This is a genomic window from Devosia neptuniae (assembly GCF_025452235.1).
Classification (GTDB): Bacteria; Pseudomonadota; Alphaproteobacteria; order Rhizobiales; family Devosiaceae; genus Devosia.
In genome coordinates this window covers 405,063-430,152 of the sequence record NZ_CP104965.1, presented here as the reverse complement: position 1 = coordinate 430,152, position 25,090 = coordinate 405,063, and the positions used below count along the sequence as shown (strand labels likewise).

Here is a 25,090-nt window from a genome sequence, read left to right as displayed (position 1 = left end):
GTCGCCGGGATTGCGAAAGGGTTCACGCCGATGTGGTGAATTCGCGGGCAATCTGCCGCCAGCCGATATCTCGGCGGCAAAAGCCCTCTGGCCAAATAATCTGATCCACGCCTGCGTAAGCACGCTGCTGCGCCTCTTTTACGGTCGAGCCCAGCGCGGTGACATTCAGCACGCGCCCGCCGGCAGCAAGTAAACGCTGGCCCTCGCGGCGCGTTCCCGCATGAAAGACATGCAGGTCCGGTGTATTCAGGCCCTCGGCGTTTTTGATTTCGCTGCCCTTGCCGTAATCGCCGGGATAGCCATTGGTCGCCATGATGACGGTAACGGCATATTGGTCTTTCCAGACCACATGCTGGCCCGCCAGCGCGCCGGTTGCGGTGGCAAACAGCAACTCCAGTAGGTCGCTCTCGAGCCGTATCATCATGGCCTGCGTTTCGGGGTCGCCGAAGCGGGCATTGTATTCGACGAGCTTGGGCCCGTCGGCAGTGAGCATCAGCCCGGCATAGAGCACGCCCTGATACGGGGTGCCGCGCGCGGCAAGGCCCCGCACGGTCGGCTCGATGATGCGGGCCATGGCGTCGTCATATTGCTCGATCGTCATCACATCGGCGGGCGAATAGGCGCCCATGCCGCCGGTATTGGGGCCGGTATCGCCATCAAAGGCTCGCTTGTGATCCTGTGCGGTGGTCAGGGGGAGAATATTGGTGCCATCGCAGAGCACGAAAAGGCTGACTTCCTCGCCCTCCATGAACTCCTCGATCACGACTTCCGCGCCCGAAGCGCCAAAGGCGCCGGCAAAGCAATCGATCACGGCCTCTTCGGCTTCCTCGACGCTCATCGCGACCGTGACGCCCTTGCCGGCGGCCAGGCCATCGGCCTTGATCACGATGGGCGCGCCATTTGCGTAGATGTGGGCCAGCGCGGCGGCTTCAGTGTCAAAGCGGCCATAGGCGGCGGTGGGGATGTCCATCTCGTCGCAGAGGGCCTTGGTAAAGCCCTTGGAGCCTTCGAGCTGGCCGGCAGCTTTGGAGGGGCAGAAACAGGCGAAGCCGGCGGCGCGGAGGTCATCGCCGAGGCCGGCCACGACCTGGGCATCGGGGCCGACGACCACGAAATCGATTGCGTGCTGGTGGCAGAGGGCGATCACCGCGTCATGGTTGGTGATATCGACCGCTAGGTTTTTGGCGACCTCTGCGGTGCCGCCATTGCCCGGCGCGATGAAGAGTTTGGTGAGCTTGGGGGACTGCGCGATTTTCCACGCCAGGGCATGTTCGCGCCCACCGCTACCAATGACCAGAACCCGCATGCTTGCCCTCCGCCGCTATGGGCGGGGTGATGCACGAGATAGAGCGGGGAGGCAAGGGGTTCTCAATCCCATTCCAACCACCGGGTCACCCTCGGACTTGATCCGAGGGCCGCTCGCCGCTTGTGCCGGGTGGGGAATGGCCCTCGGGTCGGGCCCGAGGGAGAACGGTGGGTGGGGATGGTTTGTGCAAAATATATCCCACCCCCGATGTCATCCCGGCGGAGGCCGGGATCCAGGTCCGTGGTGCGCCGCATACATCCAGCTTGGGGATGGTCTTCAGCATGGATTCCGGCCTTCGCCGGAATGACACCGTGGTGGAGATGGGGCTGGGTGCCCTTGCCTTGCCTCAGCGGCAAATAGGCAAAAATTACATCTCGGCTTCTTTGAAAATCCGGGTCAGATCGCCATTCCATTCGCCGTGGAATTTCTCGAGCCAGCGTTCGGCCGGGGATTTGGCGAGGCGGATGGTTTCTTCGAGGGGGGCGAGGTGGATGGTCTCGTCCTGGCCCTTGGCGTTGCGGCGGTTGCGGCGGACGAGGCCCGCTTCGGCAATGCCGACGGCCTGGGCGGCGATGTCGTAGAGATTGGAGCGGTCATGCGGGGTATTGAGGCCCAGGCGGGGGACTTCGCGGCGCATGTGCTCGCGTTCTTCGTCGGTCCAGGGCTGGATCAACTCATAGGCGGCTTCGAGGGAGACATCGTCATAGAGCAGCCCGACCCAGAAGGCCGAAAGCGCGGTGACGGATTTCTCGTCGCCCATATCGGCGCCACGCATTTCGAGGAATTGCTTGAGGCGCACTTCAGGGAAAATGGTGCCCAGATGGTAGTTCCAGTCGCGTCGTGTCGGCTTTTCGCCGGGCAGTTGCGGCAGCTTGCCTTCGAGGAAGGCGCGGAAACTCTCGCCGGCGACGTTGATGTAATGGCCATCCCGAAGGACGAAATACATCGGCACATCCAGCGCATAATCGGCATATTGCTCGAAGCCGAAGCCTTCTTCGAACACGAAGGGCAGCATGCCGGTGCGGGCATTGTCGGTATTGAGCCAGATATGGCTGCGGAAGCTGAGATAGCCGCTATCCTTGCCATCGACGAAGGGCGAATTGGCAAACAGCGCGGTGGCCACTGGCTGCAGGGCTAGCGAGACACGGAACTTCTTGACCATGTCGGCTTCGCTCGAAAAATCGAGATTGGTCTGTACCGTGGCGGAGCGGAACATCATTGAGGTGCCCAGCGTGCCGACCTTGTCCATATAGGGCGCCATGATGCCATAGCGCGATTTGGGCATGACCTCGATTTCGGGCACGCTCCAGAGCGGGGTGACACCCAGGCCCAGGAAATGAATGTCGAGCGGGGCGCCGACCTCCTTGACCACGCGCATATGCTCGGCGGTCTCCGCGGCGGTGGCATGCAGGTCCGGCTGCGGCGCGCCGGAGAGCTCGAACTGCCCGCCCGGCTCGAGCGAAATGCCGCCATGCGCGTCCTTGTCCCACAGGCCGATGGGATTGCCCTCGTCGAAAAAGGGCTCCCAGCCGGTGCGTTCGGCAACGCCGTCGAGCAGGGCGCGAACGCCGTTTGGACCCTCGTAAGCAACTGGGCGGAGCGGATTGGTGTGGAACACGTGCTTTTCGTGCTCGGTGCCGATGCGCCATTGCTCGGCAGGCTTATTGCCCCGCGCCATGCCGTCGATGAGGTCGGCCCGCGATTCAATCAGGGGCGAATATGTGTCGGCGCCGGCCATTAAAGTCCTCTTGCGATGAGGGGGTCATTGTTGGGCGCGAACATAGCGAGGCGCAAGCCGAAAGCAATCGGCTTTTATCGCCAATCACCGATGGTCGCTTGAATCACGGCCAAAGCGGCCACGGCAGCGGTGTCGGCGCGCAGAATGCGGGGGCCGAGGCTGACTGGAATGACAAAGTTTTGAGCGCGCAGCTTCATGCGCTCGTCGTCGGAAAAGCCGCCTTCGGGGCCGATCAACACGCCGATGGGCTGGCCGCGGAGGGCCGTGAGAGTCTCAAGCGGGGAGGCTGAGGCGGCGCTTTCATCGGCGAGGATCAGCTTGCGTTCGCCTTGTTCTGTGGCCCAGCCATCGATCAGGCGGTCCAGCGTGATCTCGGCGGCGACCCTGGGAACGCTCAGCACTTCGCATTGCTCGGCGGCCTCGATGGCATTGGCGACCAGCTTTTCATGCTTGAGGCGGCTGACCTGGGTGAACTTGGTCAGGACAGGCTGGATGACGCCGGCGCCCATCTCGACGGCCTTTTGCACCACATAATCCAGTCGCTCGGTCTTGAGCGGGGCAAAACCATACCAAAGATCGGAAACCGGGGTCTGCGGCGCGATCTGTTCGACCAGATCAAGCGTCACCGATTTTTTGGAATCGCTGGCGAGGCGGGCCAGCCACGCCCCGTCGCGGCCATTGAACAGCACGACCTCATCGCCCACGCTTTTGCGCAAAACGGCGGCGAGATAGAGCGATTGGTCCTTGCCCAGTGTGAGTTGGGCATTGGCGGCAAGGTCCGGTTCGATGTGGAGGCGCGGTAGGGAAGCGTGGGTGCGGGGCATGGGCAAAGTGGCAATGTGCCACGACCTCGTGGTTCGACAAGCTCACCATGAGGTCTACTCTAAACGCGGCGAACGCAGTAGACCTGCAACGGAGTTAGCAACAGACCTCATCCTGAGCCTTCTGAAGGACGAAGGAGGCGGTCGTGGCACAGTGTCGAGAGCTGCGATGAGCAATACTGACCAACCAAATCCCGTCCCCGGCACAGTCGCCGATGCCCAATCGGGCAATTGGGTGGATCGCTATGCCCCCGATTGGCTCAAGCCCTATGCGCGGCTGGCGCGGTGGGATCGGCCGATCGGCATCTGGTTGCTGTTCTGGCCCTGCACCTGGGGGCTGGCGCTGGCGGCGGTGGCCAATCCGGCGCGGGGCTTTGACTGGATCGCCTGTGTCCTGATGTTTATCGGCGCGGCTTTGATGCGCGGCGCGGGGTGTACGTTTAACGACATTGTCGATCGCGACATCGATATGCAGGTGGCGCGCACCCGCTCGCGGCCCATTCCTTCAGGGCAGGTCACAGCCAAGCAGGCGCTGATTTTTCTCGTGGCGCAGGCGCTGCTGGGCGCGATTGTGCTGTTCCAGTTCAATCGCTTCACCGTCATCGCCGGCGTGGCTTCGCTGGTGCTGGTGGCGATTTATCCCTTCATGAAGCGGGTGACGTGGTGGCCGCAGGCGTTTTTGGGGCTGGCCTTTTCCTATGGTGCGCTGGTGGGCTGGAGCAGCCAGACCGGCGGCTTTTCGGTGGCGATCCTGCTGGTCTATTTCGGCACGATAATGTGGGTCATCGGCTATGACACCATCTATGCGCTGCAGGATATCGAGGATGATGCGCTGATCGGGGTTAAATCCACGGCGCGCCTGTTCGGCAGCAAGACGCGCCCAATTGTGGGCGGGTTTTATGCCGGAGCTTATCTGCTGTGGCTCGTCGGGGCGATCATGGCGGGGGCGGGGTTGGTGTTCTTTTTCCTCTCGCTGGTCGCAGGGGGATTGCTGGCCTGGCAGGTCTGGACGCTGGACGGCAAAGTGCCGGAGAACCCGGCGGCGCGGTTCAAGCTCAACCATTATGTGGGGATTGCGCTGGTGCTGGCGCTGCTGGCGGAGTGGGTTTGGTAGACTGTGCCACGACCTCGTGGTTCGACAGGCTCACCATGAGGTCTACTTTTAGACCGCATGCCAATCAGTAGACCTCATCCTGAGCCTGTCGAAGGACGAGGTCGTGCCACCCCGAGGGCCAAAAAAAACGACAAAGGGGCTGGCCGCACCACCGGCTAACCCCTTTGTCGTGCTTTGGAGGCAGTAGCTGATTAGTTGGCTTCGCTCTGGCCGGGCTTGCGGCGATTGAGGAAGCGGGGGCGACGGTTGGCTTCGGCGGCGAGTTTGCGGCGGCTGGCCGAGCTGCCCAGCATGACGCCATCGACCTGCTGGCTATAGGGCATGTATTGGCCATCGCCGGCCTTGATGAACAGCGGCAGGCGGAGCTTCTTGCCCCAGTTCTGCCATTCGGCGACGACGTTGTGATTGCCCTGTTCCTCGAACACGCGGTAGTTGAGCTCGCTATCGGAATGGACCAGCTCGATCGAGCTCATCAACACGCCTTCTTCGGAAATCGCGGTCGCCACGGCCACGCCGATGAACTCGGTGACGGGCACCTTGATCTTGATCGAAACGCCGCTCTGTTCGAGCATTCTGCGAACGGTGACGGTTTTGACCGGGTCTTTGGGACCATTGTCATTGGCGGCCACGAAGCGGCGATCTGCTATTGCCGGCTTGCCGAACGCCAGAACGACCGATGAACCTTCCATCGCAACGCCATGAACCATTTTTGTTCCGCCTTATACCTGTCAACTTCAAGAGCTGTTTTTTGCGCTCTCTTTTATGACCCCACCTTAGCGCGTCCCCTTAGCCGCCTCCTTAATCGGTTCGGTTAAGTTTATCTTGTTTTCCGAGAGGGTTAGCAGGACCTGACTCGGTGTAGGGAGCGATTAACCGATTGTGGAATGGGACTGTTAACCAGCCCGATTTGAGCGCCGGGACCGTCAATTATGCCGCCGTCCTAAGCACTTATCCCGAGCGCTCGAAGCAATGTGTTCGCACTGGCCTTGTTCAAAACCGGCGGCCAGCCTAAAAGCGCGGGGAAAATGACGCTTCCTCCCAGTATCTATAGTGATGATCTTGAACTGCTCCGCTCTTCAGCGGTGGCAGCAGGCATTATTGCCAGCGGCTTTTTTCGTCGCGATGTAAAGAGCTGGACCAAGGACCATGACTCCCCGGTGAGCGAAGCCGACATATTGGTCGACCGGTATCTGGCCGCGTCATTGCTGGCGGCGCGGCCAAGCTATGGCTGGCTCAGCGAGGAAACCGCCGACAATCCATCCCGGCTGGATTGCGAGCGGGTGTTTGTCGTTGACCCAATCGATGGCACGCGCGGCTTCCTGCGTGGCGAGGATAGCTGGACGGTGTCGCTGGCGGTGGTCGAAAACGGCGTGCCGGTGGCCGGGGTGGTTTACGCGCCCGTGCGGGACGAAATGTATGACGCCATTAAAGGTGGCGGGGCGCGGCTGAATGGCAAGCCCATTGTGCGTAGCCGCCGGGCTGGCGCGCCGCCATTGATCCCGGCGCCGGGCGCGGTGCATCAGGAGATGCAATCGGCGGGCCTGCATTATTCGCGTGGGCCGATGTATCCCTCGCTCGCCTACCGGCTGGTACAGGTGGCGACCGGCAAGCTGGATGCCGCCGTGTCGCGGCGGGGCAGCCAGGATTGGGATATTGCGGCGGCGGCACTGATCCTGGATGAAACCGGGATCGGCTTTGCCGATGTGTGCAGCGGGTTCCCACAATTTAACAAGCGAGATACGCGCCACGGGGCGCTTGCGGCGCTTGGCGACATGAGCCTAAAACCGCTCGTGCATGCGGCCCTGATCAAGGTTTATGGCTGTCCCAGCGAAACCGAGACGCCGCAGCAAACGACACTGACCTGACGGAGCGCCAAATGGCCGACAAAGAAGCACCCAATAAGCAACTTCTGCACCTCGTTATCGGCGGCGAACTGTCCAGCATCGAGGACGTCACCTTTGCCGATCTCGACAAGGTCGACATTGTCGGCGTCTATCCGAACTACGCTGCAGCTTTCGCGGTGTGGCGGCAGAAGGCGCAATTGACGGTCGATAGCGCGCAAACGCGGTATTTCATCGTGCATCTGCACCGGCTGCTCGATCCGGAGACGGATAAGAAGTAGGTCATATTAGCGGCGGTGGCTCCCAACCCCTCACCCTGTAATTTCTTCTGAACGAAGAAATTACTGTCCCTCTCCCTCAAGGGGAGAGGGGTGGCATCGTGGCTCCCTTGGCGCAAGCCTCCCTTCTCCTCTTGAGGGAGAAGGTGCCCCGCAGGGGCGGATGAGGGGTCTCTTCCTTTAGACGGGAGGGGCCTACTGCTCCATCAACCGATCGAGCACAGCATGGATTGCGCCCGGACCGCCAATGCGTTCGCGGCCGATTTTGGCGAGGCGCCGGCGTTCGCTGTCATCTTGGAGCAGATGGCGCAGGGCGGCTCCGATGGCGGCCGGTTCGTCCGGCACCACGGTGCGGGCTTCACCAAACAGCATTTGTTCGTCGGTAAAGCGTGAGCGGCGGTCGCGGGGATTGACCACGGTGATGGCGGGCTTGCCCAGGCCGAGCGCCTGCACTGTCGCGGTGCCGGCTTGCGACAGCACGAGATCGGACGCCGCCAAGAGATTACCCATGGCGCTGCCTTTGGCCATGTGGATGGTCAGTGTGCCATCGGACAATTCACCCAGATCCGCGGATTCCGCGCTCAGCATGGAGGTGCGGCGCAGGCCGGTTTTTTTGGCGAGGTCATCGACATTGATACTGCCGGCTACGGCAAGGAAAATATCGGGCCGCAAGTCGGGCGGCAGGGTGCGCAGGCCATCGACCTGCAGCGCAAAGCTCTCGGCGGTCAGCGCGCGGCTGCCTGGCAGGAGCGTGACGGCTGTGGATTTGGTGCGGCGGGCGCGGGCGTCGTAGTCCCCACTGGGGATCGTGTCCATCATGATATTGCCGGCGCAGCGGGCATCGACGCCGATATGCTCCAGCGTGCGCGCGAGGTTATCGCTGCGGCAGAACACGGTGGCACAGGCGCGCTTGATGGCCCAGCGCTCGGGGACGGAATAGAGCCGGGCCGCGCCGGTCTTGTAGACATCGAGATAAATCAGGTCACGATGGCCGGTACCCAGGCACGCCAGCACCCCCACCATATCCCCTACCACGACGACGCGATCATATTTGCCGCGCATCTTGCGCAGGAATGAGAGGGCAGGGGGCACGGTGCGCAACCCGCCGGTAGCGAGATCCCGCCGCAGCGAGCCCTTCACATTGCGCCAGCCTTCGGAGGCCAGCGACGCCCGCGGCCCGACAATGCGGCACACATTGGCATAGGCATTGCCGGCCCCGATCATCGGATAGGCTTCCGCCTCGATCCATTTGGGCAAACGCGCCACGATCGCGGCGGAGATCCAATCCTCGCCATGCCCGTTGGAAATAAAGAGATATCGTAGGCGGACTGACGCTTCCGCCACGATCAGGCTCCGATGCCGTACCGCTCGAACGCCGCATGGGCATTGGCCGCATCGGCATAGGCCTCCTGCCGGTCGACGTTCCAATAGGTCAATTCATCCACCGGGATCGGCTTGCCGGAAATGGCGCAGCGCACAAAGCTGCCGGGCTTGAGCACGACATAGTCTCCATCGAGATAGCGGATCACCGCTTCTGAGGGAGCAAAGCCTTTGTCGAAAATGTTCATGGCTGAATTCCTGACAGTCCGTCTCTGGATATAGCGATGAAATCACCGGCTCAAAAGAGGCTTTCCTGCGTGCCGCCATCCGATGGTGGACGCGGTTTCTTTTTGATGACCGGGCTGCCCGCTATAGTAGCGCCCACGGCGCCATCGGCAAACTCGATTGCGACCGCGTCGCCCGGCGAAAGCGCAGACTTATCCTGCACCAGATTGCCCTCCTCGTCCTTGATCACGGCATAGCCGCGCGCCAGCACGCTTTTATAGCTGAGCGAGAGCAGCAGCTTGGACGATTGGCTGAGGGCGGAGCGCCGGTCGGCCATGGCCTGGGTGACGCTGGTGAGCAGGTTTGCCGCCAGCGGGGCCAACTGGCTGCGCGAATGGCGCAATTCGGCGCGCAGGGCATTGGGCGAAAGCTTGGGGCCGATGGCGTCGAGCAAAGCGCGCTTGCGTTCAACCAGCCGCACGGCCGCATTGGCCAGCCGCTCCGCGCGGGGATCATGAGTGAGCCGGGCGCGCTCGACGGTTTTACGCAGGCCGGCATTGCTGCGCATCTCCAGATTGCCCAGCCGCTCGGCCATTTCGAGCCGGCGGCGCGCCAGCAATTGCGGCACGAGGCGCGGCTCGACCCGGGAGAGATGCACGCGCTGGGCCTGCACCGAATGGCGCAGGGCCGCGCCCAGATTGCTCGCCGCGTGATCGAGGCGCTGGCGCTGGGTGGCGACCAGATCTGCCGGGCGGGGCAGACCTGCGGTCGCGGCGCGCAACCGGTCGCGGGCGCTCAACGTCAGCCGCCGTGCGGCCTGGCGCTGGCGACCGCCGAGATCGTCGACATAGCCGATCAGTTCGGCCCGCACCGGCACGGCCGCTTCGGCGGCGGCGGTGGGGGTGGGTGCGCGCATGTCCGAGGCATAGTCGATCAGCGTCGTATCGGTTTCGTGGCCCACGGCCGAAATGATCGGGATGGCGCTGGCGGCCACGGCGCGCACCACGGCTTCTTCGTTGAAGCCCCACAGATCCTCGATGGAGCCACCGCCGCGCGCCACGATCAGAATATCGGGGCGCGGAATGGGGCCATTGGGCAGCAGCGCGTTGAAGCCCTCGATGGCATTGACCACTTCGGGCGCGCAGGTATCGCCCTGCACCCGCACGGGCCAGACCAGCACATGGCTGGGGAAGCGGTCATTGAGGCGATGCAGGATATCGCGGATCACTGCGCCGGTGGGCGAAGTGACGACGCCAATGACGCGCGGCAGATAGGGCAGGTCGCGCTTGCGCTCGCGCGCGAAGAGGCCCTCGGCCAGCAGCTTCTTGCGGCGCTCTTCGAGCAGCGCCATCAGGGCGCCGGCACCGGCGGGCTCGATATTGTCGATGACGATCTGGTATTTCGAGGAGCGCGGGAAAGTGGTCAGCCGCCCGGTGGCGATCACTTCGAGCCCTTCTTCGGGCTTGAAGGTCAGCTTGGCATAATTGCCCTTCCACACCACCGCGTCGATCGAGGCATTCTCGTCCTTGAGGGTGAAATAGGCGTGGCCCGAGGAATGCTGCCCGCGATAGCCGGAGATTTCCCCGCGCACCCGCACATGCCCAAATTCATCCTCAACCGTCCGTTTGACCGCCTGGGCGATCTCGGAAACGGTAAATTCGGCAGCATTGGTGAGGGCATCAGACATGCCACTCTGGTGCGGCAATTGGCGGAGGAGGTCAAGGGCGGAGCCGAGAGCCACGATCTAATTCCCTCCACCTTGGGGAGGGCCAGGGAGGGGTGGCCTCCAGATGCTCAATGCCGGTGGGGAGCGCAGCCCCACCCTCGATCCCTACCCACAAGGGGGAGGGAGGCAGATCGGGGCTCTCCACATCCACAATTCTCCCTCGGGCCTGCCCCGAGGGTCGCTCGCCGCTTGTGCCGAATTGGGAGGGCCCCTCGGGTCGAGCCCGAGGAGAGTGGTGGGGAGGAGGGATCTGGGGCCGGATAGGGTAGCGGCTACTCAGCCGCCTCGGCGTGGGCGGGGGCGGGTTCGAGATTGCCCATGGACTGCACGATATGGTTGGCGAGCGCATCATAGATGCCGCCATAGGCGTGGCTGGCGCGCATCAGGGCGATTTCGGCGTCGGCCAGGCGGGGCAGGCCCATATCTTCGCTGATCACGCGCATGCCCGGCTGCATGGCGCTTTCCGGCAGGAAGCCCACGGCAAGGTCGGAGAGCACCGCGCTCGAAATGGCAGTGGCATTGGAGGAGGTATAGGCGACGCGATAATCGGTGCCGTCGCGGTTCAGCGCCTCCATGGCGCTCTTGCGCCAGATGCAACCGGGCGAGCCGCAGGCAATGGCCAGCGGTTCGCTAGCCAGGGCCCGTCCGCCATGGCTGGCGACCCAATACATCTTTTCGGTGCGGAACAGCTCGCCGTAATTCTGCTCGGTGCCCTGGGTGAAGACGATGATGTCATAGCGTCCCGATCGCATGCCCGAGAGCAAGTCTTCGGACGCCATGCAGGCCACATCCACCGCGATCTTGGGATGGGTCCGCTGGAAGCTGGAAAGGATCACCGGCAGCAGCCGCACGGCGTAATCGTCCGGCACGCCGAAGCGGATCTGGCCGGACAGGTCCCCATCGGAGAAATGGTCGAGAATTTCGGCATTGGTGCGCAACATGCGCCGCGCCCGCGCGTAAAGCGCCTCGCCGTGATTGGTCAAAGCGACAGTGCGGCCGTCACGCGTCAATAGCGGCTGGCCCAGCCGCTCCTCAAGGCGTTTGATCTGCATGGAGACGGCCGACTGGGTCTTGTTCACCCGGCGGGCCGCCTCGGTGAAACTGCCGCAATCGGCAATGGCGCAGAAGCTCTGCAATTGGTCCAGATCGAGAGGGGCGGTCATTCCGATACCTCATCACTCAAATTGATAGATCGGATGAAATCTATTTGTTAGACGAATGGAAGTCCAGTGCGCTATCACATCATTATCGACGCGAAACGACACCGCGCCAGTCCCGCCGGCCTCCCTTCGGCACAACCACATTCCTGGAGACTTTTCATGGCTCTCTCGCTTTTCGGCGAGCGGTCAGTCGCGGCCGCCACGCCCTTTCGTCCGTTTGCCGCATTCGTGCGCTGGATCGCCAAGGCGCAAGCAGCCCGCACCCGCCGAACTGCGCTGACGAGCCTGCTTGAGCTGGACCATGCCCGGCTCAATGACCTGGGCATTACGCGCCAGGATGTCGTCGATGCCGTGCGCAATCACGGTCCGGCAGCGAGTCTGGCGCTCAATATGGCGCGCGCCAGCAACGCCCGGCGCTAGGATCGCGTAAAACCTGTTGCCATGTTTCGGACCAAATCGGAGCGGCAACAAGGAGATGGGGATGTGAGGTTCTGATTCCGTTTGAACCCGCGACCCCCTGAAATTCCCTTTGCGTCGGCTACCCATGCGGCCGGCGCTCTTCCGTTGGTACGGACATTCCCTTGGAGTGCTTGTGCCATCTCCCGGGCCGGTTTTGCCACCGGTCCCGTTTCCTGATGACTTGCCGGACAGTGCCGAGGCACTTGTCCGGCTTTTTTCATTTGGGGATTGGATCAGCCGAACTTGACGCCGATTTCGGTCGCTGTTTTCCACGCGACGGTGCAGGCATGCTTGCGACCGTCATCCATGGCCAGCTCAAACGTGTCGGGAATGCCGATAATGCTGGTGACCTTGAGCCGGGCGCCGGTCTCGGAGAGATTGCGCACGGTGCATTGAAAGGTCGAGAAGCCGTCATTGATGACGATTTTGCCGCCCTTGAGCACACGCTGGCGCGGGGCGGCACGCTGTTCTTCGGTCATTGGAAACTCCAGATCAGGGGAGTTGGGCAAATCCGTCTTTGAAGCCGTTGAGCGACACCGGAATGCCGATGCCTTCTTCGGGAGTCTTGAACACCACGAAAATGGCGTCCTTGCCATTGGATAGCGTCTCGATCAGGCTGTCGTCCAGCACCACTTCGGCAACGCAGCCATTGGGCAGGCAACGCACGAAGGCGACGCGGCCCATGTCCTTGCCATCGACATTGAGCCCCAGGCCATTGGGCAGCAGCACGCCGAGCGGCGCCAATACGCGCAGCAGGCGCGCTTCGCGATCGGCCGTGCGCAGCACGATGACGGAGAGGCCCACATTGGGCTGATCCTCGGCCATCACGTTCTGGATGATCGCGCATTGCTCAAAGCTGGCGCCAGGCGGGGTATCGCAGCTCATCTGCCAGTCGCCATACTGAGCCTTGACCACACCCTGGGCCATGGAACTGCCCATAGTGCCGGCAAGGGCGAGCAGGGCAAGGCCGCCAACGGCCAGACGCTTCAAATTCGGCTTCACTCTATCACTTCTCCTGAACGAATCGGGCGCCCGCGTGAGGTTGTCCCTGTTTCCAACAGGGGAGGGTGCAAGTCAACCAAAGCCCGGATTCATTGGGAATATGGCTGGAAAACTGCGGCAAGGGTGAGGCGTTTTTGCGCTGAGGGGGAACATTATGACGCAGCGAGGGGTTCAATCGGGCCAATAGACTCCGCCATTCTGATGTGATTTAGGTCAGCGCAGAGTTTTTGCGCTCCGAGGTTGAGTCGGGGCGGCGTAGCTATGCCGCTGTTTTTATCCCCTCAATTCTTGGCGCGTGTGCACCAACGGCAGTCGATTAGGGGGTTAAGTGGTGACCGGACAGTTCTTCAAAGGGATGGGAGCCGTGTCGGCCGCCGCCATGGCGCTGATGCCTGCCCTTGCCGTTGCGCAAGAGGCGACGGAGGAAGCGGGCTATACGGCGGGACATCCTCTGCCCGGCCAGTTCCATCTGCAGCGGTCGGTGACCCCGATCATGGATTCCATCACCGCATTCCACGATGGCATCCTGATGTGGACGATCAGCCTGATCGTGCTCTTCGTGCTGGCGCTGCTGATCGTCATCGTCGTCCGGTTCAACGCCAAGGCCAATCCCACCCCGGCGCGCTTCACCCACAATACGCTGGTCGAAGTGGTGTGGACCGTGCTGCCCATCGTGGTGCTGATCATCATCGCCATTCCCTCGTTCGGCGTGCTCAGCGATCAGCTGACGACACCCGATGGAGAGCGCAAATATCTGGGCTCCAACATTTTCTCGTTCGGCGAAGTCGATGTGCCGGCGCCCGAGTTGACCATCAAGGCCACCGGCCAGCAATGGTATTGGGACTATGAATATGTCGATCAGGGTGTCGCACTGACCTCGCTAATGCTGCAGGAAGATGGCGACCAGGGGCGTCTGGCGCTCAAGCCAAATCAGCCGCGCCTGCTGGCCGTCGACAACGAACTGGTCGTTCCGGTGGATACCACGGTACGCATGCAGATCACCGCCGATCCGACCGGCGTGATCCACGCTTTCGCGGTGCCCTCCTTCGGCATCAAGATCGACGCCGTGCCGGGCCGCCTGAACGAAACCTGGTTCAATGCGCGTGAAACCGGCGTTTATTACGGCCAGTGCTCGGAACTATGCGGCAAGGACCATGCGTTCATGCCCATCGCGGTGCGCGTCGTTACCAAGGAAGAGTTCGCGGCCTTCATCGCGGCCTTCAAGGGCGGCGATTATGCTGCCGCCAATGCGACGCTCGCGGCGCTCCAGTAAGGCTTAGGGGACACTAACAAAAATGGCCGATACCGCTCACCTCGAAGCCCACGCCACGGGACATGACCACGCCCATGATGCGCACCAGCCCACCGGCTGGCGCCGCTGGCTCTATTCCACCAATCACAAAGACATTGGTGTGATGTACCTGATCTTCTCGATCGTCGCCGGCATTGTCGGCGGCCTGCTGTCCGGCGTCATGCGCATGGAATTGCAGGAGCCGGGCATCCAGATTTTCCATGGCCTTGCCGCCATGACCTATGGCGTGGAAGGCGATGCCGCCCTCGACGCCGGCAAGCACATGTATAATGTGTTCACCACCGCCCATGCGCTGATCATGGTGTTCTTCGTGGTGATGCCCGCCACCTTCGGCGGCTTCGGCAATTATTTTGCTCCGCTGATGATCGGCGCGCCCGATACCGCTTTCCCGCGTATCAACAATATCGCCTTCTGGCTGCTGCCGCCCTCCTTCATCCTGCTCCTAATGAGCTTGTTCTTTGAAGGCGCCGGCGCAGGTGCCCTGGGCTTTGGTGGCGGCTGGACCATCTATCCCCCGCTGTCGACCACCGGCCACCCAGGCCCGGCGCTCGACTTTGCCATCCTGGCGCTGCACGTCTCGGGTATTTCCTCGATCCTTGGCGCCATCAACCTGATCACCACCATCTTCAACATGCGTGCCCCTGGCATGACGCTGCACAAGATGCCGCTCTTTGCCTGGTCGATCCTGGTGACCGCCTTCCTGCTGCTGCTGGCTCTGCCGGTGCTGGCGGGCGCTATCACCATGTTGCTGACCGACCGCAATTTCGGCACTGCCTTCTTCAAGCCCGACCAGGGCGGCGATCCGGTGCTGTTCCAGCATCTGTTCTGGTTCTTCGGCCACCCCGAAGTGTACATCATGATCCTGCCGGGCTTCGGCGTGGTCAGCCACATCGTCTCCACCTTCAGCCGCAAGCCGATCTTCGGCTACATGGCCATGGCCTATGCCATGGTGGCCATCGGCTTCGTGGGCTTCGTGGTGTGGGCGCACCATATGTACACCACCGGCCTCAGCCTTGATGTGCAGCGCTATTTCGTGGCTGCCACCATGGTCATCGCGGTGCCCACGGGCGTCAAGATCTTCTCCTGGATCGCCACCATGTGGGGCGGCTCTATCACCTTCCGCACGCCCATGCTGTGGGCCATCGGCTTCATCTTCCTGTTCACTGTCGGCGGTGTGACGGGCGTGGTGCTGGCCAATGCCGGTGCGGACCGTGCGCTGCACGACACGTATTATGTGGTTGCCCACTTCCACTATGTGCTGTCGCTGGGTGCCGTGTTCTCGATCTTTGCGGCCTGGTACTATTGGTACCCGAAAATGTTCGGCTGGATGTACAACGAGAAGCTCGCCAATGCGCACTTCTGGGTTATGTTCATCGGCGTGAACCTGATCTTCTTCCCGCAGCACTTCCTGGGTCTTGCGGGCATGCCGCGCCGCTATATCGACTATCCGGATGCGTTTGGTTTCTTCAACCGCATCTCCTCGATCGGCTATTACATCACCTTCGTGGCCATGCTGATCTTCTTCTACGCCATGTGGGAAGCCGCCCGGAAGAAGCGTCCGGCTGGTGACAATCCCTGGGGCGATGGTGCAACCACCCTGGAATGGACGCTGAGCTCGCCTCCGCCCTTCCACCAGTTCACCACGCTGCCCAAGATCGACTCGACCAACGCGCACTAAGCGCAGCGACGAACCACCGGGCCGCGTATGCGCGGCCCAATCCCCGATAAAGGCAGAGCCAGTGGCTTATATTCATGACAATCGGAAGGTGCCTGCAATGACAGGTGAAGCGCGCGTGGAGGACTACCTCGCGCTCTTGAAGCCGAACGTCATGCAATTGGTCGTCTTCACCGCCATTGTCGGCCTTGTGGTTGCCCCCGGCGGCATCCATCCGGTGATCGGCGTCATCGCCATTGTCTGCATCGCCATCGGCGCCGGGGCCTCTGGCGCGCTCAATATGTGGTACGATGCCGATATCGACGCCATCATGAGCCGCACCGCCAATCGACCCATCCCGGCCGGGCGCATTACCGGGGGCGAGGCGCTGGTCTTTGGCCTTGTGCTGTCGGTGTTTTCGGTGGCTTTGCTGGGCCTTGCGACCAATTGGGTCGCGGCGGGGCTGCTCGCCTTCACCATCTTCTTTTACGCCGTCATCTATACGATGTGGCTCAAGCGCTCGACGCCGCAGAATATCGTCATCGGTGGCGCGGCCGGTGCTTTCCCACCCATGGTGGGCTGGGCTGCCGTGAGCGGCACCATCACGATGGAAAGCGTTGCGCTGTTCCTCATCATCTTCCTGTGGACCCCGCCCCATTTCTGGGCTTTGGCGCTCTATAAGCAGAGCGACTATGGCGCCGCCGGCGTGCCCATGATGCCCAATGTGGCGGGCGAAGCTTCGACCAAATTCCAGATACTGGCCTATACGGCGCTGCTGGCTGTCTCTTCGCTCCTGCCCAGCTGGCTCGGCTTTGCCGGCCCGATCTATTCCGTCGTCGCGGTGATCACCGGCGCTTCGTTCCTGTTCCTTGCCTGGCGGCTTTATCGCACCAATGAGGATGTGCCGATGCGCAAGGCGGCGCGCGTCGTGTTCAACTATTCGCTGAGCTATCTGTTCGTTCTGTTCTTTGCCCTGCTGGCCGACAACCTGCTCGCGCGTTTTGGGATGTTTGCCTGATGTCTGCCCCCGACGAAATCCACGAAGTCATTATCCTGCCGCCTGAAGTCGAGGCCGCGCGCGCCAAGGTACGCCGCCGCCGCTCGATCGCGCTGGGATTGGGCCTGGCCCTGTTTGCGCTGACCTTCTACCTGCTGACCATCATCAAGATGGGCCCGGCTTTGTTCGACCGGGCGCTCTGATGGCCGATCTGTCCCATTCCACCTTTGCCAATGCCGCGCGCCGTAACAAGCGCATCGGCATGCTGTGCCTGGGTCTGGTCGCGGGCATGGTGGGGCTCGCCTATGCCTCGGTGCCGCTCTACGCCATGTTCTGCTCGATCACCGGTTTTGGCGGCACGCCCGGCAAGGCCGAGAGCAATCCCAAGGGCATCATCGCGCGCGAAATGTCGGTGCGGTTCGATTCCAACGTGTCTTCCGAGCTCAACTGGACCGTGAAGCCGGCCGCCTCCGTCACCGACCGGATCGGCGCCGTCGATACCGTCAATTACGTGGCGACCAATCATTCCGACAAGCCGGTCACCGGCATGGCGATTTTCAACGTGTCGCCGGAACGCGCCGGCGTCTATTTCAACAAGATCGAATGCTTCTGCTTCACCGAGCAGACGCTGCAGCCCGGCGAGACCGTGGACATGCCGATCGTGTTCTTCGTCGATCCCGAGCTTGACGACAATCAAGAGCTCGACACCATCAAAGAGATCACCCTCTCTTATACCTTCTACGCTTCAGATAACGGGGGAAGCTGAACCATGTCGGCAATAGCCAAGAACCACGACTACCATATGGTCGAACCGTCGCCATGGCCCTTCGTCATGTCGGTGGGCATCCTGATCTTCGCCATTGGCGCCATTTCCTGGATGCACCATTGGACCCCATGGATCTTCTTCATCGGCTTGGCCGTCGTGCTCTACACCATGTATGCGTGGTGGTCCGATGTGGTGAAGGAAGCCAATAACGGCGTCGACCACACCCCCGTGGTCCAGATGCACCATCGCTATGGCATGATGCTGTTCATCGCGTCGGAAGTGATGCTGTTCGTGGCATTCTTCTGGGCCTATTTCGACGGTTTCTTCCGCTTTGACGATGTCGAGCAATATGCCCGTGTCGCCGCCACCGGTGGGCATTGGCCGCCGCAAGGCATCGAACTGTTCGACGCTTTCCACCTGCCATTGTTCAACACGCTGATCCTGCTGACATCGGGCACCACCGTCACCTGGGCGCACCATGCTTTGCTCGAAGGCGACCGCAAGGGCCTGCGCTGGGGCCTCGTGCTCACCGTAGCCCTGGGCCTGTTGTTCACCTGTGTGCAGGTGATCGAATATTCCGAAGCCGCCTTCTCCTTCGGCGGCAATATGTATGGCGCCACCTTCTTCATGGCGACAGGCCTGCACGGCTTCCACGTCGCTGTCGGCACCATTTTCCTCATCGTCTGCCTGCTCCGCGCCGAGCGCGGCGACTTCACCCCGCAGCGCCACCTGGGCTTTGAATTCGCCGCCTGGTACTGGCACTTCGTCGACGTGGTGTGGCTGTTCCTGTTCGCCTCGATCTATGTCTGGGGCTCGTGGGGCGTGGCGATCAACCACTAATCGAGTGGATCAGAAATGTGTGGGGGCGCGGTCTTATGGGCCGCGCCCCAATTTCTTCCGGGGATGTCATGACCCAAGTTTCGCCCTTTAAGGCTGGCCTGCTCTGCCGCTGCCCGCGCTGCGGGGAGGGGAAACTGTTCAAGGGCTATCTCAAGCTCGCGCCAGCCTGCACGGCCTGTGGGCTCGATCTGGCGTTCGCCGATAGCGGCGACGGCCCGGCGATCTTTGTGATCTTCCTTGTGGCGCCGCTGATCATCGCGCTGGCCATGGTGGTGGGCGCCGTGTTCAACCCGCCGCCTTATGTCCATCTGTTCCTGTGGATACCGGCCACGCTGATCCTCTCGCTGGCGCTGCTGCCCCCGTTCAAGGCCACCATGGTCGCGCTGCAATACCGCCACGATGCGCATGAGGGCCACCAATGAGCGCGCCGACGCAGAAGCGCTTGGGGCCGGTGATGACCTGGGCCTTTGCCGTACTGATGCTGGCCCTGGCTGGCGTCTGCGTCTGGCTCGGTACCTGGCAGATGCATCGCCTGGCCGAAAAGGAAGCGCTTATCGCCGCCGTCGATCAGCGACTGACCGCGGCGCCGGTTCCTGTACCGGTTGCAGAAGACTGGGGCGGTCTCGACCTTGAAGCGCTTAATTTCCAACCGGTCTCGCTGACCGGGGCCTTCCGCTACAATCAAACGGTCACGGTCTTTACCAGCCTTGCCAATGCCCGTGGCTCCTCCTCGGGCCCCGGCTATTGGGTGGTTACGCCCTTTGCGCTCGACAAGGGCGGCACGGTCTTCGCCAATCGCGGCTTTGTACCGGAGGCCTTTCAGGAAGCCGCCGTCACCGACCCCGAAGGCGAAACAGGGCAGGTGACCATTACGGGCCTGTTCCGCCCCGGCGAAAAAGCCGGCTTCATGACGCCCGAAGCCAATACCTCGGACCGCATCGAATGGGTGCGTGACCCCGAGCGGCTGGCCAAGCTGGTCGATCCGGCGTTGGCTCCGTTCGCGCCCTTCTATGTCGATCTGCCCGCTGGCGCGCCGGGGCAATTGCCGCAGGGCGGCGAGACCACGGTGGAGTTTCCCAACAACCATCTGGGTTATGCCTATACCTGGTACGGCTTTGCGATCGTGGCGGTGGTCATGCTGGGCTTTTGGCTATGGCGGCAGCGGCAGGTGCCAAAGCCCTGACGCGTACCCCTCCATCAAACTTGCGGTTCAGGCCTCGTTTGACTAGGTTGCAACAATTCTAAAAAGGGCCTTCCCCTTCGATGCAGTTTGTTTCTACGCGCGGCCAGGCGCCGGCGCTCGGTTTCTCCGATGCAGTTCTGGCCGGTCTTGCCGCTGATGGCGGGCTCTATGTGCCGCAAAGCTGGCCCCAGCTCAGCGCCGCCGACATCGCCTCCTATGCCGGCAAGCCCTATGCCGATGTAGCTTTCGACATCATTAACCGCTTCGTTGATGGCGAAATCGCCCCCGCCAAGCTCGAAGCTATCATCGACGAGGCCTATGCCAGCTTCCGCCATCCCTCGGTGACCCCACTGGTGGAGCTGGAGCCCAATCACTTCGTACTCGAGCTGTTCCACGGCCCCACTCTGGCGTTCAAAGACGTGGCCATGCAGTTCCTCAGCCGCATCATGGACCATATCCTGGCCGAACGCGGCCTGCGCGCCACCATTGTCGGCGCCACCTCGGGCGATACCGGCTCGGCTGCTATCGAGGCCTTCCGCGGCCGCGACACGACCGATATTTTCATCCTGCATCCGCTTGGCCGCACCTCTCCGGTGCAGCGCCTGCAGATGACCACGGTGCTCGACGCCAATGTGCACAACATCGCGGTCGAGGGCACGTTTGACGATTGCCAGAACGTGGTCAAAGCCATGTTCAACAATCACAAGTTCCGCGACTCGGTGCGCCTCTCGGGCGTCAATTCGATCAATTGGGGCCGCATCGTCGCGCAGATCGTCTATTACGTCACGGCTGCCGTGTCGCTGGGCAGCCCGCATCGCAAGGTCAGCTTCACCGTGCCGACCGGCAATTTCGGCGATATCTTTGCCGGCTATTGCGCCAAGGCGATGGGCCTGCCGATCGAGCGGCTGATCATCGCCACCAATGCCAATGACATCCTGCGCCGCACCATGGACACCGGCCGCTACGAGATGGAAGGCGTGTCGCCCACGATCAGCCCGTCCATGGATATCCAGATCTCGTCCAATTTTGAGCGCCTGCTGTTCGAAGCGGCGGGGCGCGATGCGACTGCCGTGGTGCGCATGATGGACAGCCTCAAGCAATCGGGCGGCTTTGCCCTGCCCGAGACGGCGCTGGCGAATATCCGCCGCGACTTTGCCGCCGGCACCACTGGCGAAGCCGAGACGCGCGCAACCATTGCCGCTACGCTCAAGAATTCCGATTACCTGCTCGATCCCCATACCGCCGTTGGCGTGCATGTGGCCCGGGCGCAGCCCTGGTCGGCGACCCCGATGGTCACGCTGGCCACCGCCCATCCCGCCAAATTCCCTTCCGCCGTCAAGGACGCTTCGGGGATCGAGCCGGCCTTGCCGGCCTGGCTGGGCGATCTTTATGGCCGCGAGGAGCGGCTGACTGTGCTTGCCAATGACCAGTCACTGGTCGAAGACTTCATCGCAGCGCGTACGCGCGCTGCCTAGGACGACTTTGGGGCACCAACGGCCTCAGGGTCGCGCCGTGCCAGGAGGACCCATTTGAGCCTATTATCAACGACCCTCGACAATGGCATGGTGGTGCTGACCGACGACATGCCGCACCTGGAGAGCGCTTCGCTCGGGGTCTGGGTCAAGGCCGGTGCGCGCTGCGAGCGCAAGGCCGAGCACGGCATTTCCCACCTGCTCGAACATATGGCCTTCAAGGGCACCACCACGCGTTCGGCGCTCGAAATCGCCGAGGCCATCGAAAATGTCGGTGGTGACCTCAACGCTGCGACCTCCATCGAGCACACCGGCTACTTTGCCCGCGTGCTCAAGGAAGATGTGGTGCTGGCCGCCGATATCCTCTCCGATATTTTGCAGAATTCCCGCTTTGAGGAAGACGAGCTGACCCGCGAAAAGCAGGTCATCGTGCAGGAAATCGGTGCCGCCCGGGACAATCCCGACGATCACGTTTTCGACCTGTTCCAGGCAGCCGCTTTCCCCACCCAGCCTATCGGCCGCACCATTCTGGGTACGGTGGATTCGGTACGCGAATTCAATCCGGACGTTATCCGCAAATATATGAACCGCAACTATGTGGGCGACCACATGGTGATGGCCGCTGCCGGCAATGTCGATCATGACGAACTGGTCCAGGTCGCCCAGCAGCGCTTTGCCGATCTCAAGCCCAATGGCGCGCCGGCGCCCCAGCGCGCCGAATATCAGGGCGGCGAAGAGCGGCTGATTTCCGACCACGAACAGGCCCATATCGTCATCGGCTTTGAAGGCCGGGCTTACAATGCCGACGGGTTCTACGCGGCCCAGGTGTTGGCCTCGATCCTGGGCGGGGGCATGAGCTCGCGCCTGTTCCAGGAAGTGCGCGAAAAGCGGGGCCTGTGCTATTCGGTCTATTCCTTCCACTGGGCCTTTGCCGATAGCGGCGTGTTCGGTGTGGCGGCGGCGACCGGCGAGGATGAAGTGGCCGATCTGGTTCCTGTCGTGCTGGACGAACTCAAGCGCGCCACTCAGTCGATTTCGGACGAGGAAGTCATCCGCGTCCGCAATCAGATCCGGGCCGGCCTGCTGATGTCGCTCGAAAGCCCCTCGGCGCGTGCCGGCCAGCTGGCGCGCCAGCAAATCTTGTGGGGGCGTCCTATCCCCATGCAGGAAACCGTCGATCGCATCAACGCCATCACGACCCAGCGCGTGCAGGAGGTTGCCGAGCAGATTTTTACCAGCGGCTTGCCGACCCTGGCGGGCATCGGGCCGGTCGACCGGCTGGTGGATGTCGGCGCCATCGGCGATCATCTCAAGCGGTAATTGTCCATGCTCTGGCCCTGGTCATCGCCGGTCCCGTTGATCGCCCTGCGCGGCCCGCGGGTGCTGCTGCGCCTGCCGCAAATGGGCGATTACGAGGCCTGGCATGAGCTGCGCCGCGGGAGCCGCGATTTCCTGCGACCGTTCGAACCCCGTTGGACCGAGGCGGATCTGAGCCGCCGGGTCTTTGCCGCGCGGGTGCGTAGGGCGCGTGAGGAAGCGGAAGAAGGGAGCGATTATTCCTTCTTCATTTTCACCGATGACGCGGCAACGCTGGTGGGCGGCATCACCCTCTCCAATATCCGCCGTCGCGCCGCTCAATTCGTCAATCTGGGCTATTGGATGGGCCAGCCCTTTGCGGGGCAGGGGCTGATGAGCGAAGCCGTCGGCACGAGCCTGCCCTTTGTTTTCGACACGCTCGACCTGCACCGCATCCACGCGGCTTTTTTGCCGGGCAATATCGCCTCGCGCCGGGTGTTGGAAAAGAACGCGTTTGTCGAAGAAGGCTTTGCGGAGAAGTACCTGCAGATCAATGGCCGCTGGGAAGACCATGTGCTGTTCGGCCTGACCAAGGAGCGCTATGAAACCGCGCGCTATACCAGACGCCTGGTTTGATCGCCTCGACAAATCGCAGCGCGCTAAACTATCTATAAAATCATGACGCAGCCCAAAGACGACACCATCGCAGTGCGGATTAGCAAGGTCTTGGCCGAGCGCATCATTGCCGGCAATCTCGAGCCCGGCGCGCGGCTGCGGCAGGATCATATCGCTGCCGAATTCGGCGCCAGCCATGTGCCGGTGCGCGAGGCCTTCCGGCGGCTGGAGGCGCAGGGGCTGGCGATCAGCGAGCCGCGCCGTGGCGTCCGTGTTGCGGCTTTCGATCTGGCCGAGGTCAAGGAAGTCGCCGAAATGCGCGCGGCGCTCGAAGTGTTGGCATTGCGCCACGCCGCGCCGCATTTGACATCGGCCATTCTCGATGCTGCCGAGCAGGCCACCCATGCCGGGGATAAGTCGCCGGACGTGGCGTCCTGGGAGGCGGCAAACCGGTTATTTCATCGGACGCTGCTGGCGCCATGCGGCATGCCGCGCCTGTTGGCCGCAATTGATGATCTGCATGCCGTCAGCGCGCGGTTCCTCTTTGCCGCGTGGCAATCGGCCTGGGAGGCGCGGACTGACCACGACCATCTGGCGATCTTGGCCGCCCTGCGCGACGGCAATATCGAGGAGGCGGCGACGGTGTTGGCGCGGCACGTCCGTTGGATTGGGCAGAAGCCGGTGCGAACGGCGTCTGGCGCGACGCGGAAGGTGTTTACGATCGTCGGGTGAGGTGGACGTCCAATTGCTCTTGCCCTTACGGACAAAAATGCGTTTAATAGATCGTCGCCTGAAATTATCTATAATTTTCCGAGGATCGCCCATGAACACCGCTGCTCCCGCCGCCCGGCCCAGTTTCAGCCCGCTCGGGCTGGCTGATCGCTCCGTCCTCTGGCAAGTCGCTGCCGTCGCTTTGGGCACGCTGTTCCTGGCGCTTTCCTCCTATATCGAAGTGCCCATGGTGCCGGTCCCTATGACCATGCAGACCTTCGCTGTCGTCATGGTCGGTGCGCTTTATGGCTGGCGCCTGGGCGGCATCACCATCGTGGCGTGGTTGATCGAAGGGGCAATCGGGCTGCCGGTCCTGTCGGGCGGTGCGGCCGGCGCGATTCACTTTATCGGGCCCACTGCCGGCTATCTCTTTGCCTTCCCGATCGCCGGCGCCATTGCTGGCTGGCTGGCCGAACAGGGCTGGAATGGCAACAAGCCAGTCCTAGCCTTCCTCGCCGCCATTGCCGGTAACCTTGCCTGTCTCGCCTTGGGCGGCGCCTGGCTTGCCGTGATGATCGGGGCCGAGCAGGCCTTTATCTACGGCGTCGCGCCGTTCCTGCTTGGCGCGGTGCTCAAATCCGCACTCGGCGCAGCAGCCTTGGCCGGACTGCAGCGCGTGGCGTCCAAGCGTTGAGTGTCAAGCTGCGGGCACATCACCTGCTCTGCATGCTGACCTATGTCGGCAGGGGGTATACTCCTGCCTTCACTGCCAATTACGATGCCATTATCACCCGGCTCGGCGCCGGCGAGACGATTGAGCTGGTCGCCGGCCCCGACGATGTCTGCGGCCCACTACTGGGCATCGGCCAGCCGCATTGCCACAATGACAGCGTCATCGAGCGTGACCGCCTGGCGCGCCTTGCCGTCGCCGATCTGCTCGCTGATATCGATCTGGCGCAGCCATTTCAGCTCGATCAAACCACGCTCACAGCTTTGCGGGCTGCGTTTTCCACCGGGCATATCCGCCCCGCCTGTACCGGCTGCGAATGGTCCGGGCTGTGCGACAGCGTGGCGCAGGCAGGCTATGCGGGTGCGTCCCTGAGCATCGGCCGCTGCTAGGATAGGTGCCGTTGCCATTCGGCAACACTTCGGTAACCTTGTCGCCTGCATCATTCCCCGCTACCAAAGAGGGCTCCCGCCAAGACGATGCCGTTTCGGCGCGCGGGTCGTTTATGCGGCCCCGCTGGATCGCTG

Annotated in this window: 28 protein-coding genes; 18 read left to right on the top strand and 10 right to left on the bottom strand. The window is 62.4% G+C overall.

Translation table 11 applies throughout. From position 1 onward, the window contains the following. Nucleotides 1-22: 22 nt before the first annotated feature. The 3 genes from purD to N8A98_RS04605 all read right to left on the bottom strand — a co-directional run bounded on the left by purD (nt 23) and on the right by N8A98_RS04605 (nt 3,868). On the bottom strand, nt 23-1,306 hold the full coding sequence (gene purD / locus N8A98_RS04615) for a phosphoribosylamine--glycine ligase (protein ID WP_262169543.1): 1,284 nt from the start codon (nt 1,304-1,306) through the stop codon (nt 23-25). A 367-nt stretch (nt 1,307-1,673) separates the two neighbouring features. Beyond that, entirely contained in the window at nt 1,674-3,044 is a 1,371-nt protein-coding gene (locus tag N8A98_RS04610; protein ID WP_262169541.1) for a glutamate--cysteine ligase, read from the bottom strand. A gap of 74 nt (nt 3,045-3,118) precedes the next feature. After that, nucleotides 3,119-3,868 (bottom strand): 16S rRNA (uracil(1498)-N(3))-methyltransferase, encoded by a 750-nt coding sequence (locus tag N8A98_RS04605; protein ID WP_262169540.1) that lies wholly within the window; start codon nt 3,866-3,868, stop codon nt 3,119-3,121. A gap of 166 nt (nt 3,869-4,034) precedes the next feature. Here N8A98_RS04605 and ubiA point away from each other — a divergent pair, with 166 nt between their 5' ends. Beyond that, nucleotides 4,035-4,979: a 4-hydroxybenzoate octaprenyltransferase gene (gene ubiA, locus N8A98_RS04600; protein ID WP_262169538.1), complete on the top strand. Its 945-nt coding sequence runs from the start codon at nt 4,035-4,037 to the stop codon at nt 4,977-4,979. A gap of 191 nt (nt 4,980-5,170) precedes the next feature. Here the strand turns inward: ubiA and N8A98_RS04595 are convergent, their stop codons facing one another. Next, nucleotides 5,171-5,686 carry a DUF6101 family protein gene (locus tag N8A98_RS04595; protein WP_262169536.1) on the bottom strand — a complete coding sequence of 172 codons (516 nt, stop codon included), beginning with the start codon at nt 5,684-5,686 and terminating at the stop codon, nt 5,171-5,173. 318 nt (nt 5,687-6,004) lie between these two features. On the opposite strand from N8A98_RS04595, the gene N8A98_RS04590 reads away from it, so the two are divergent. Together N8A98_RS04590 and N8A98_RS04585 are read left to right on the top strand one after the other, a co-directional pair. Then, nucleotides 6,005-6,844: a 3'(2'),5'-bisphosphate nucleotidase CysQ gene (locus N8A98_RS04590; protein WP_262169534.1), complete on the top strand. Its 840-nt coding sequence runs from the start codon at nt 6,005-6,007 to the stop codon at nt 6,842-6,844. A gap of 11 nt (nt 6,845-6,855) precedes the next feature. Then, a complete protein-coding gene (locus N8A98_RS04585; protein WP_262169533.1) occupies nt 6,856-7,101 on the top strand; it encodes a DUF4170 domain-containing protein in 246 nt (81 codons plus the stop codon). Nucleotides 7,102-7,293: 192 nt separating this feature from the next. Here the strand turns inward: N8A98_RS04585 and N8A98_RS04580 are convergent, their stop codons facing one another. The 4 genes from N8A98_RS04580 to N8A98_RS04565 form a co-directional block, all read right to left on the bottom strand. Continuing rightward, on the bottom strand, nt 7,294-8,442 hold the full coding sequence (locus N8A98_RS04580) for a glycosyltransferase (RefSeq protein ID WP_262169531.1): 1,149 nt from the start codon (nt 8,440-8,442) through the stop codon (nt 7,294-7,296). 2 nt (nt 8,443-8,444) lie between these two features. Then, a complete protein-coding gene (locus N8A98_RS04575; protein WP_262169529.1) occupies nt 8,445-8,666 on the bottom strand; it encodes a DUF2093 domain-containing protein in 222 nt (73 codons plus the stop codon). Nucleotides 8,667-8,716: 50 nt separating this feature from the next. Then, nucleotides 8,717-10,330, bottom strand: a complete 1,614-nt coding sequence (gene xseA, locus N8A98_RS04570; protein ID WP_262169528.1) for an exodeoxyribonuclease VII large subunit — start codon at nt 10,328-10,330, stop codon at nt 8,717-8,719. A 311-nt stretch (nt 10,331-10,641) separates the two neighbouring features. After that, complete coding sequence (locus N8A98_RS04565; protein ID WP_113119677.1) at nt 10,642-11,532, bottom strand: LysR family transcriptional regulator; 891 nt, start codon at nt 11,530-11,532, stop codon at nt 10,642-10,644. A 156-nt stretch (nt 11,533-11,688) separates the two neighbouring features. On the opposite strand from N8A98_RS04565, the gene N8A98_RS04560 reads away from it, so the two are divergent. Continuing rightward, nucleotides 11,689-11,949, top strand: coding sequence for a hypothetical protein (locus N8A98_RS04560; RefSeq protein WP_113119678.1), 261 nt, complete (start codon nt 11,689-11,691; stop codon nt 11,947-11,949). Between the two features lie 272 nt (nt 11,950-12,221). On the opposite strand, the gene N8A98_RS04555 is transcribed toward N8A98_RS04560, so the two are convergent. Together N8A98_RS04555 and N8A98_RS04550 are read right to left on the bottom strand one after the other, a co-directional pair. Beyond that, nucleotides 12,222-12,467 carry a PilZ domain-containing protein gene (locus tag N8A98_RS04555; RefSeq protein ID WP_113119679.1) on the bottom strand — a complete coding sequence of 82 codons (246 nt, stop codon included), beginning with the start codon at nt 12,465-12,467 and terminating at the stop codon, nt 12,222-12,224. 13 nt (nt 12,468-12,480) lie between these two features. Further along, nucleotides 12,481-12,990, bottom strand: coding sequence for an invasion associated locus B family protein (locus N8A98_RS04550; protein WP_390888801.1), 510 nt, complete (start codon nt 12,988-12,990; stop codon nt 12,481-12,483). 388 nt (nt 12,991-13,378) lie between these two features. Between N8A98_RS04550 and coxB the strand changes: the two genes are divergently transcribed. From coxB to N8A98_RS04480, 14 genes are all read left to right on the top strand, one after another. Beyond that, the gene (gene coxB / locus N8A98_RS04545; RefSeq protein ID WP_262171884.1) at nt 13,379-14,263 is read left to right on the top strand and encodes a cytochrome c oxidase subunit II; all 885 of its coding nucleotides are present in this window, start codon (nt 13,379-13,381) and stop codon (nt 14,261-14,263) included. A gap of 22 nt (nt 14,264-14,285) precedes the next feature. Then, nucleotides 14,286-15,980 carry a cytochrome c oxidase subunit I gene (ctaD, locus tag N8A98_RS04540; RefSeq protein ID WP_113119681.1) on the top strand — a complete coding sequence of 565 codons (1,695 nt, stop codon included), beginning with the start codon at nt 14,286-14,288 and terminating at the stop codon, nt 15,978-15,980. Between the two features lie 97 nt (nt 15,981-16,077). Next, entirely contained in the window at nt 16,078-16,974 is an 897-nt protein-coding gene (locus tag N8A98_RS04535) for a heme o synthase (RefSeq protein ID WP_262169525.1), read from the top strand. Then, entirely contained in the window at nt 16,974-17,156 is a 183-nt protein-coding gene (locus N8A98_RS04530) for a cytochrome c oxidase system small membrane protein (RefSeq protein ID WP_113119683.1), read from the top strand. Before N8A98_RS04535 ends, N8A98_RS04530 begins: the two co-directional genes overlap by 1 nt. Continuing rightward, a complete protein-coding gene (locus N8A98_RS04525) occupies nt 17,156-17,719 on the top strand; it encodes a cytochrome c oxidase assembly protein (RefSeq protein ID WP_113119684.1) in 564 nt (187 codons plus the stop codon). Before N8A98_RS04530 ends, N8A98_RS04525 begins: the two co-directional genes overlap by 1 nt. A 3-nt stretch (nt 17,720-17,722) precedes the next feature. After that, nucleotides 17,723-18,559 carry a cytochrome c oxidase subunit 3 gene (locus N8A98_RS04520; RefSeq protein WP_113119685.1) on the top strand — a complete coding sequence of 279 codons (837 nt, stop codon included), beginning with the start codon at nt 17,723-17,725 and terminating at the stop codon, nt 18,557-18,559. A gap of 68 nt (nt 18,560-18,627) precedes the next feature. Next, on the top strand, nt 18,628-18,981 hold the full coding sequence (locus tag N8A98_RS04515; protein ID WP_262169523.1) for a DUF983 domain-containing protein: 354 nt from the start codon (nt 18,628-18,630) through the stop codon (nt 18,979-18,981). Next, a complete protein-coding gene (locus tag N8A98_RS04510) occupies nt 18,978-19,742 on the top strand; it encodes an SURF1 family protein (RefSeq protein ID WP_262169521.1) in 765 nt (254 codons plus the stop codon). Before N8A98_RS04515 ends, N8A98_RS04510 begins: the two co-directional genes overlap by 4 nt. An 80-nt stretch (nt 19,743-19,822) precedes the next feature. Further along, a complete protein-coding gene (gene thrC, locus N8A98_RS04505) occupies nt 19,823-21,217 on the top strand; it encodes a threonine synthase (RefSeq protein ID WP_262169520.1) in 1,395 nt (464 codons plus the stop codon). A gap of 54 nt (nt 21,218-21,271) precedes the next feature. Continuing rightward, nucleotides 21,272-22,534, top strand: a complete 1,263-nt coding sequence (locus N8A98_RS04500) for a M16 family metallopeptidase (RefSeq protein ID WP_113119688.1) — start codon at nt 21,272-21,274, stop codon at nt 22,532-22,534. 6 nt (nt 22,535-22,540) lie between these two features. Then, the gene (locus N8A98_RS04495) at nt 22,541-23,146 is read left to right on the top strand and encodes a GNAT family N-acetyltransferase (protein ID WP_262169518.1); all 606 of its coding nucleotides are present in this window, start codon (nt 22,541-22,543) and stop codon (nt 23,144-23,146) included. Nucleotides 23,147-23,188: 42 nt separating this feature from the next. Further along, complete coding sequence (locus N8A98_RS04490) at nt 23,189-23,857, top strand: GntR family transcriptional regulator (RefSeq protein WP_262169516.1); 669 nt, start codon at nt 23,189-23,191, stop codon at nt 23,855-23,857. Nucleotides 23,858-23,948: 91 nt separating this feature from the next. Next, on the top strand, nt 23,949-24,530 hold the full coding sequence (locus tag N8A98_RS04485; RefSeq protein ID WP_262169514.1) for a biotin transporter BioY: 582 nt from the start codon (nt 23,949-23,951) through the stop codon (nt 24,528-24,530). Beyond that, nucleotides 24,527-24,955: a DUF1284 domain-containing protein gene (locus N8A98_RS04480; RefSeq protein WP_262169513.1), complete on the top strand. Its 429-nt coding sequence runs from the start codon at nt 24,527-24,529 to the stop codon at nt 24,953-24,955. Before N8A98_RS04485 ends, N8A98_RS04480 begins: the two co-directional genes overlap by 4 nt. Nucleotides 24,956-25,090 lie beyond the last annotated feature (135 nt).

Coding starts and splice junctions, on each gene's coding strand:
- purD (WP_262169543.1), bottom strand. CDS start 1,306: ATGCGGGTTCTGGTCATTGGTAGCGGTGGGCGCGAACATGCCCTGGCG.
- N8A98_RS04610 (WP_262169541.1), bottom strand. CDS start 3,044: ATGGCCGGCGCCGACACATATTCGCCCCTGATTGAATCGCGGGCCGAC.
- N8A98_RS04605 (WP_262169540.1), bottom strand. CDS start 3,868: ATGCCCCGCACCCACGCTTCCCTACCGCGCCTCCACATCGAACCGGAC.
- ubiA (WP_262169538.1), top strand. CDS start 4,035: ATGAGCAATACTGACCAACCAAATCCCGTCCCCGGCACAGTCGCCGAT.
- N8A98_RS04595 (WP_262169536.1), bottom strand. CDS start 5,686: ATGGTTCATGGCGTTGCGATGGAAGGTTCATCGGTCGTTCTGGCGTTC.
- N8A98_RS04590 (WP_262169534.1), top strand. CDS start 6,005: ATGACGCTTCCTCCCAGTATCTATAGTGATGATCTTGAACTGCTCCGC.
- N8A98_RS04585 (WP_262169533.1), top strand. CDS start 6,856: ATGGCCGACAAAGAAGCACCCAATAAGCAACTTCTGCACCTCGTTATC.
- N8A98_RS04575 (WP_262169529.1), bottom strand. CDS start 8,666: ATGAACATTTTCGACAAAGGCTTTGCTCCCTCAGAAGCGGTGATCCGC.
- xseA (WP_262169528.1), bottom strand. CDS start 10,330: ATGTCTGATGCCCTCACCAATGCTGCCGAATTTACCGTTTCCGAGATC.
- N8A98_RS04565 (WP_113119677.1), bottom strand. CDS start 11,532: ATGACCGCCCCTCTCGATCTGGACCAATTGCAGAGCTTCTGCGCCATT.
- N8A98_RS04560 (WP_113119678.1), top strand. CDS start 11,689: ATGGCTCTCTCGCTTTTCGGCGAGCGGTCAGTCGCGGCCGCCACGCCC.
- N8A98_RS04555 (WP_113119679.1), bottom strand. CDS start 12,467: ATGACCGAAGAACAGCGTGCCGCCCCGCGCCAGCGTGTGCTCAAGGGC.
- coxB (WP_262171884.1), top strand. CDS start 13,379: ATGCCTGCCCTTGCCGTTGCGCAAGAGGCGACGGAGGAAGCGGGCTAT.
- ctaD (WP_113119681.1), top strand. CDS start 14,286: ATGGCCGATACCGCTCACCTCGAAGCCCACGCCACGGGACATGACCAC.
- N8A98_RS04535 (WP_262169525.1), top strand. CDS start 16,078: ATGACAGGTGAAGCGCGCGTGGAGGACTACCTCGCGCTCTTGAAGCCG.
- N8A98_RS04530 (WP_113119683.1), top strand. CDS start 16,974: ATGTCTGCCCCCGACGAAATCCACGAAGTCATTATCCTGCCGCCTGAA.
- N8A98_RS04525 (WP_113119684.1), top strand. CDS start 17,156: ATGGCCGATCTGTCCCATTCCACCTTTGCCAATGCCGCGCGCCGTAAC.
- N8A98_RS04520 (WP_113119685.1), top strand. CDS start 17,723: ATGTCGGCAATAGCCAAGAACCACGACTACCATATGGTCGAACCGTCG.
- N8A98_RS04515 (WP_262169523.1), top strand. CDS start 18,628: ATGACCCAAGTTTCGCCCTTTAAGGCTGGCCTGCTCTGCCGCTGCCCG.
- N8A98_RS04510 (WP_262169521.1), top strand. CDS start 18,978: ATGAGCGCGCCGACGCAGAAGCGCTTGGGGCCGGTGATGACCTGGGCC.
- thrC (WP_262169520.1), top strand. CDS start 19,823: ATGCAGTTTGTTTCTACGCGCGGCCAGGCGCCGGCGCTCGGTTTCTCC.
- N8A98_RS04495 (WP_262169518.1), top strand. CDS start 22,541: ATGCTCTGGCCCTGGTCATCGCCGGTCCCGTTGATCGCCCTGCGCGGC.
- N8A98_RS04490 (WP_262169516.1), top strand. CDS start 23,189: ATGACGCAGCCCAAAGACGACACCATCGCAGTGCGGATTAGCAAGGTC.
- N8A98_RS04485 (WP_262169514.1), top strand. CDS start 23,949: ATGAACACCGCTGCTCCCGCCGCCCGGCCCAGTTTCAGCCCGCTCGGG.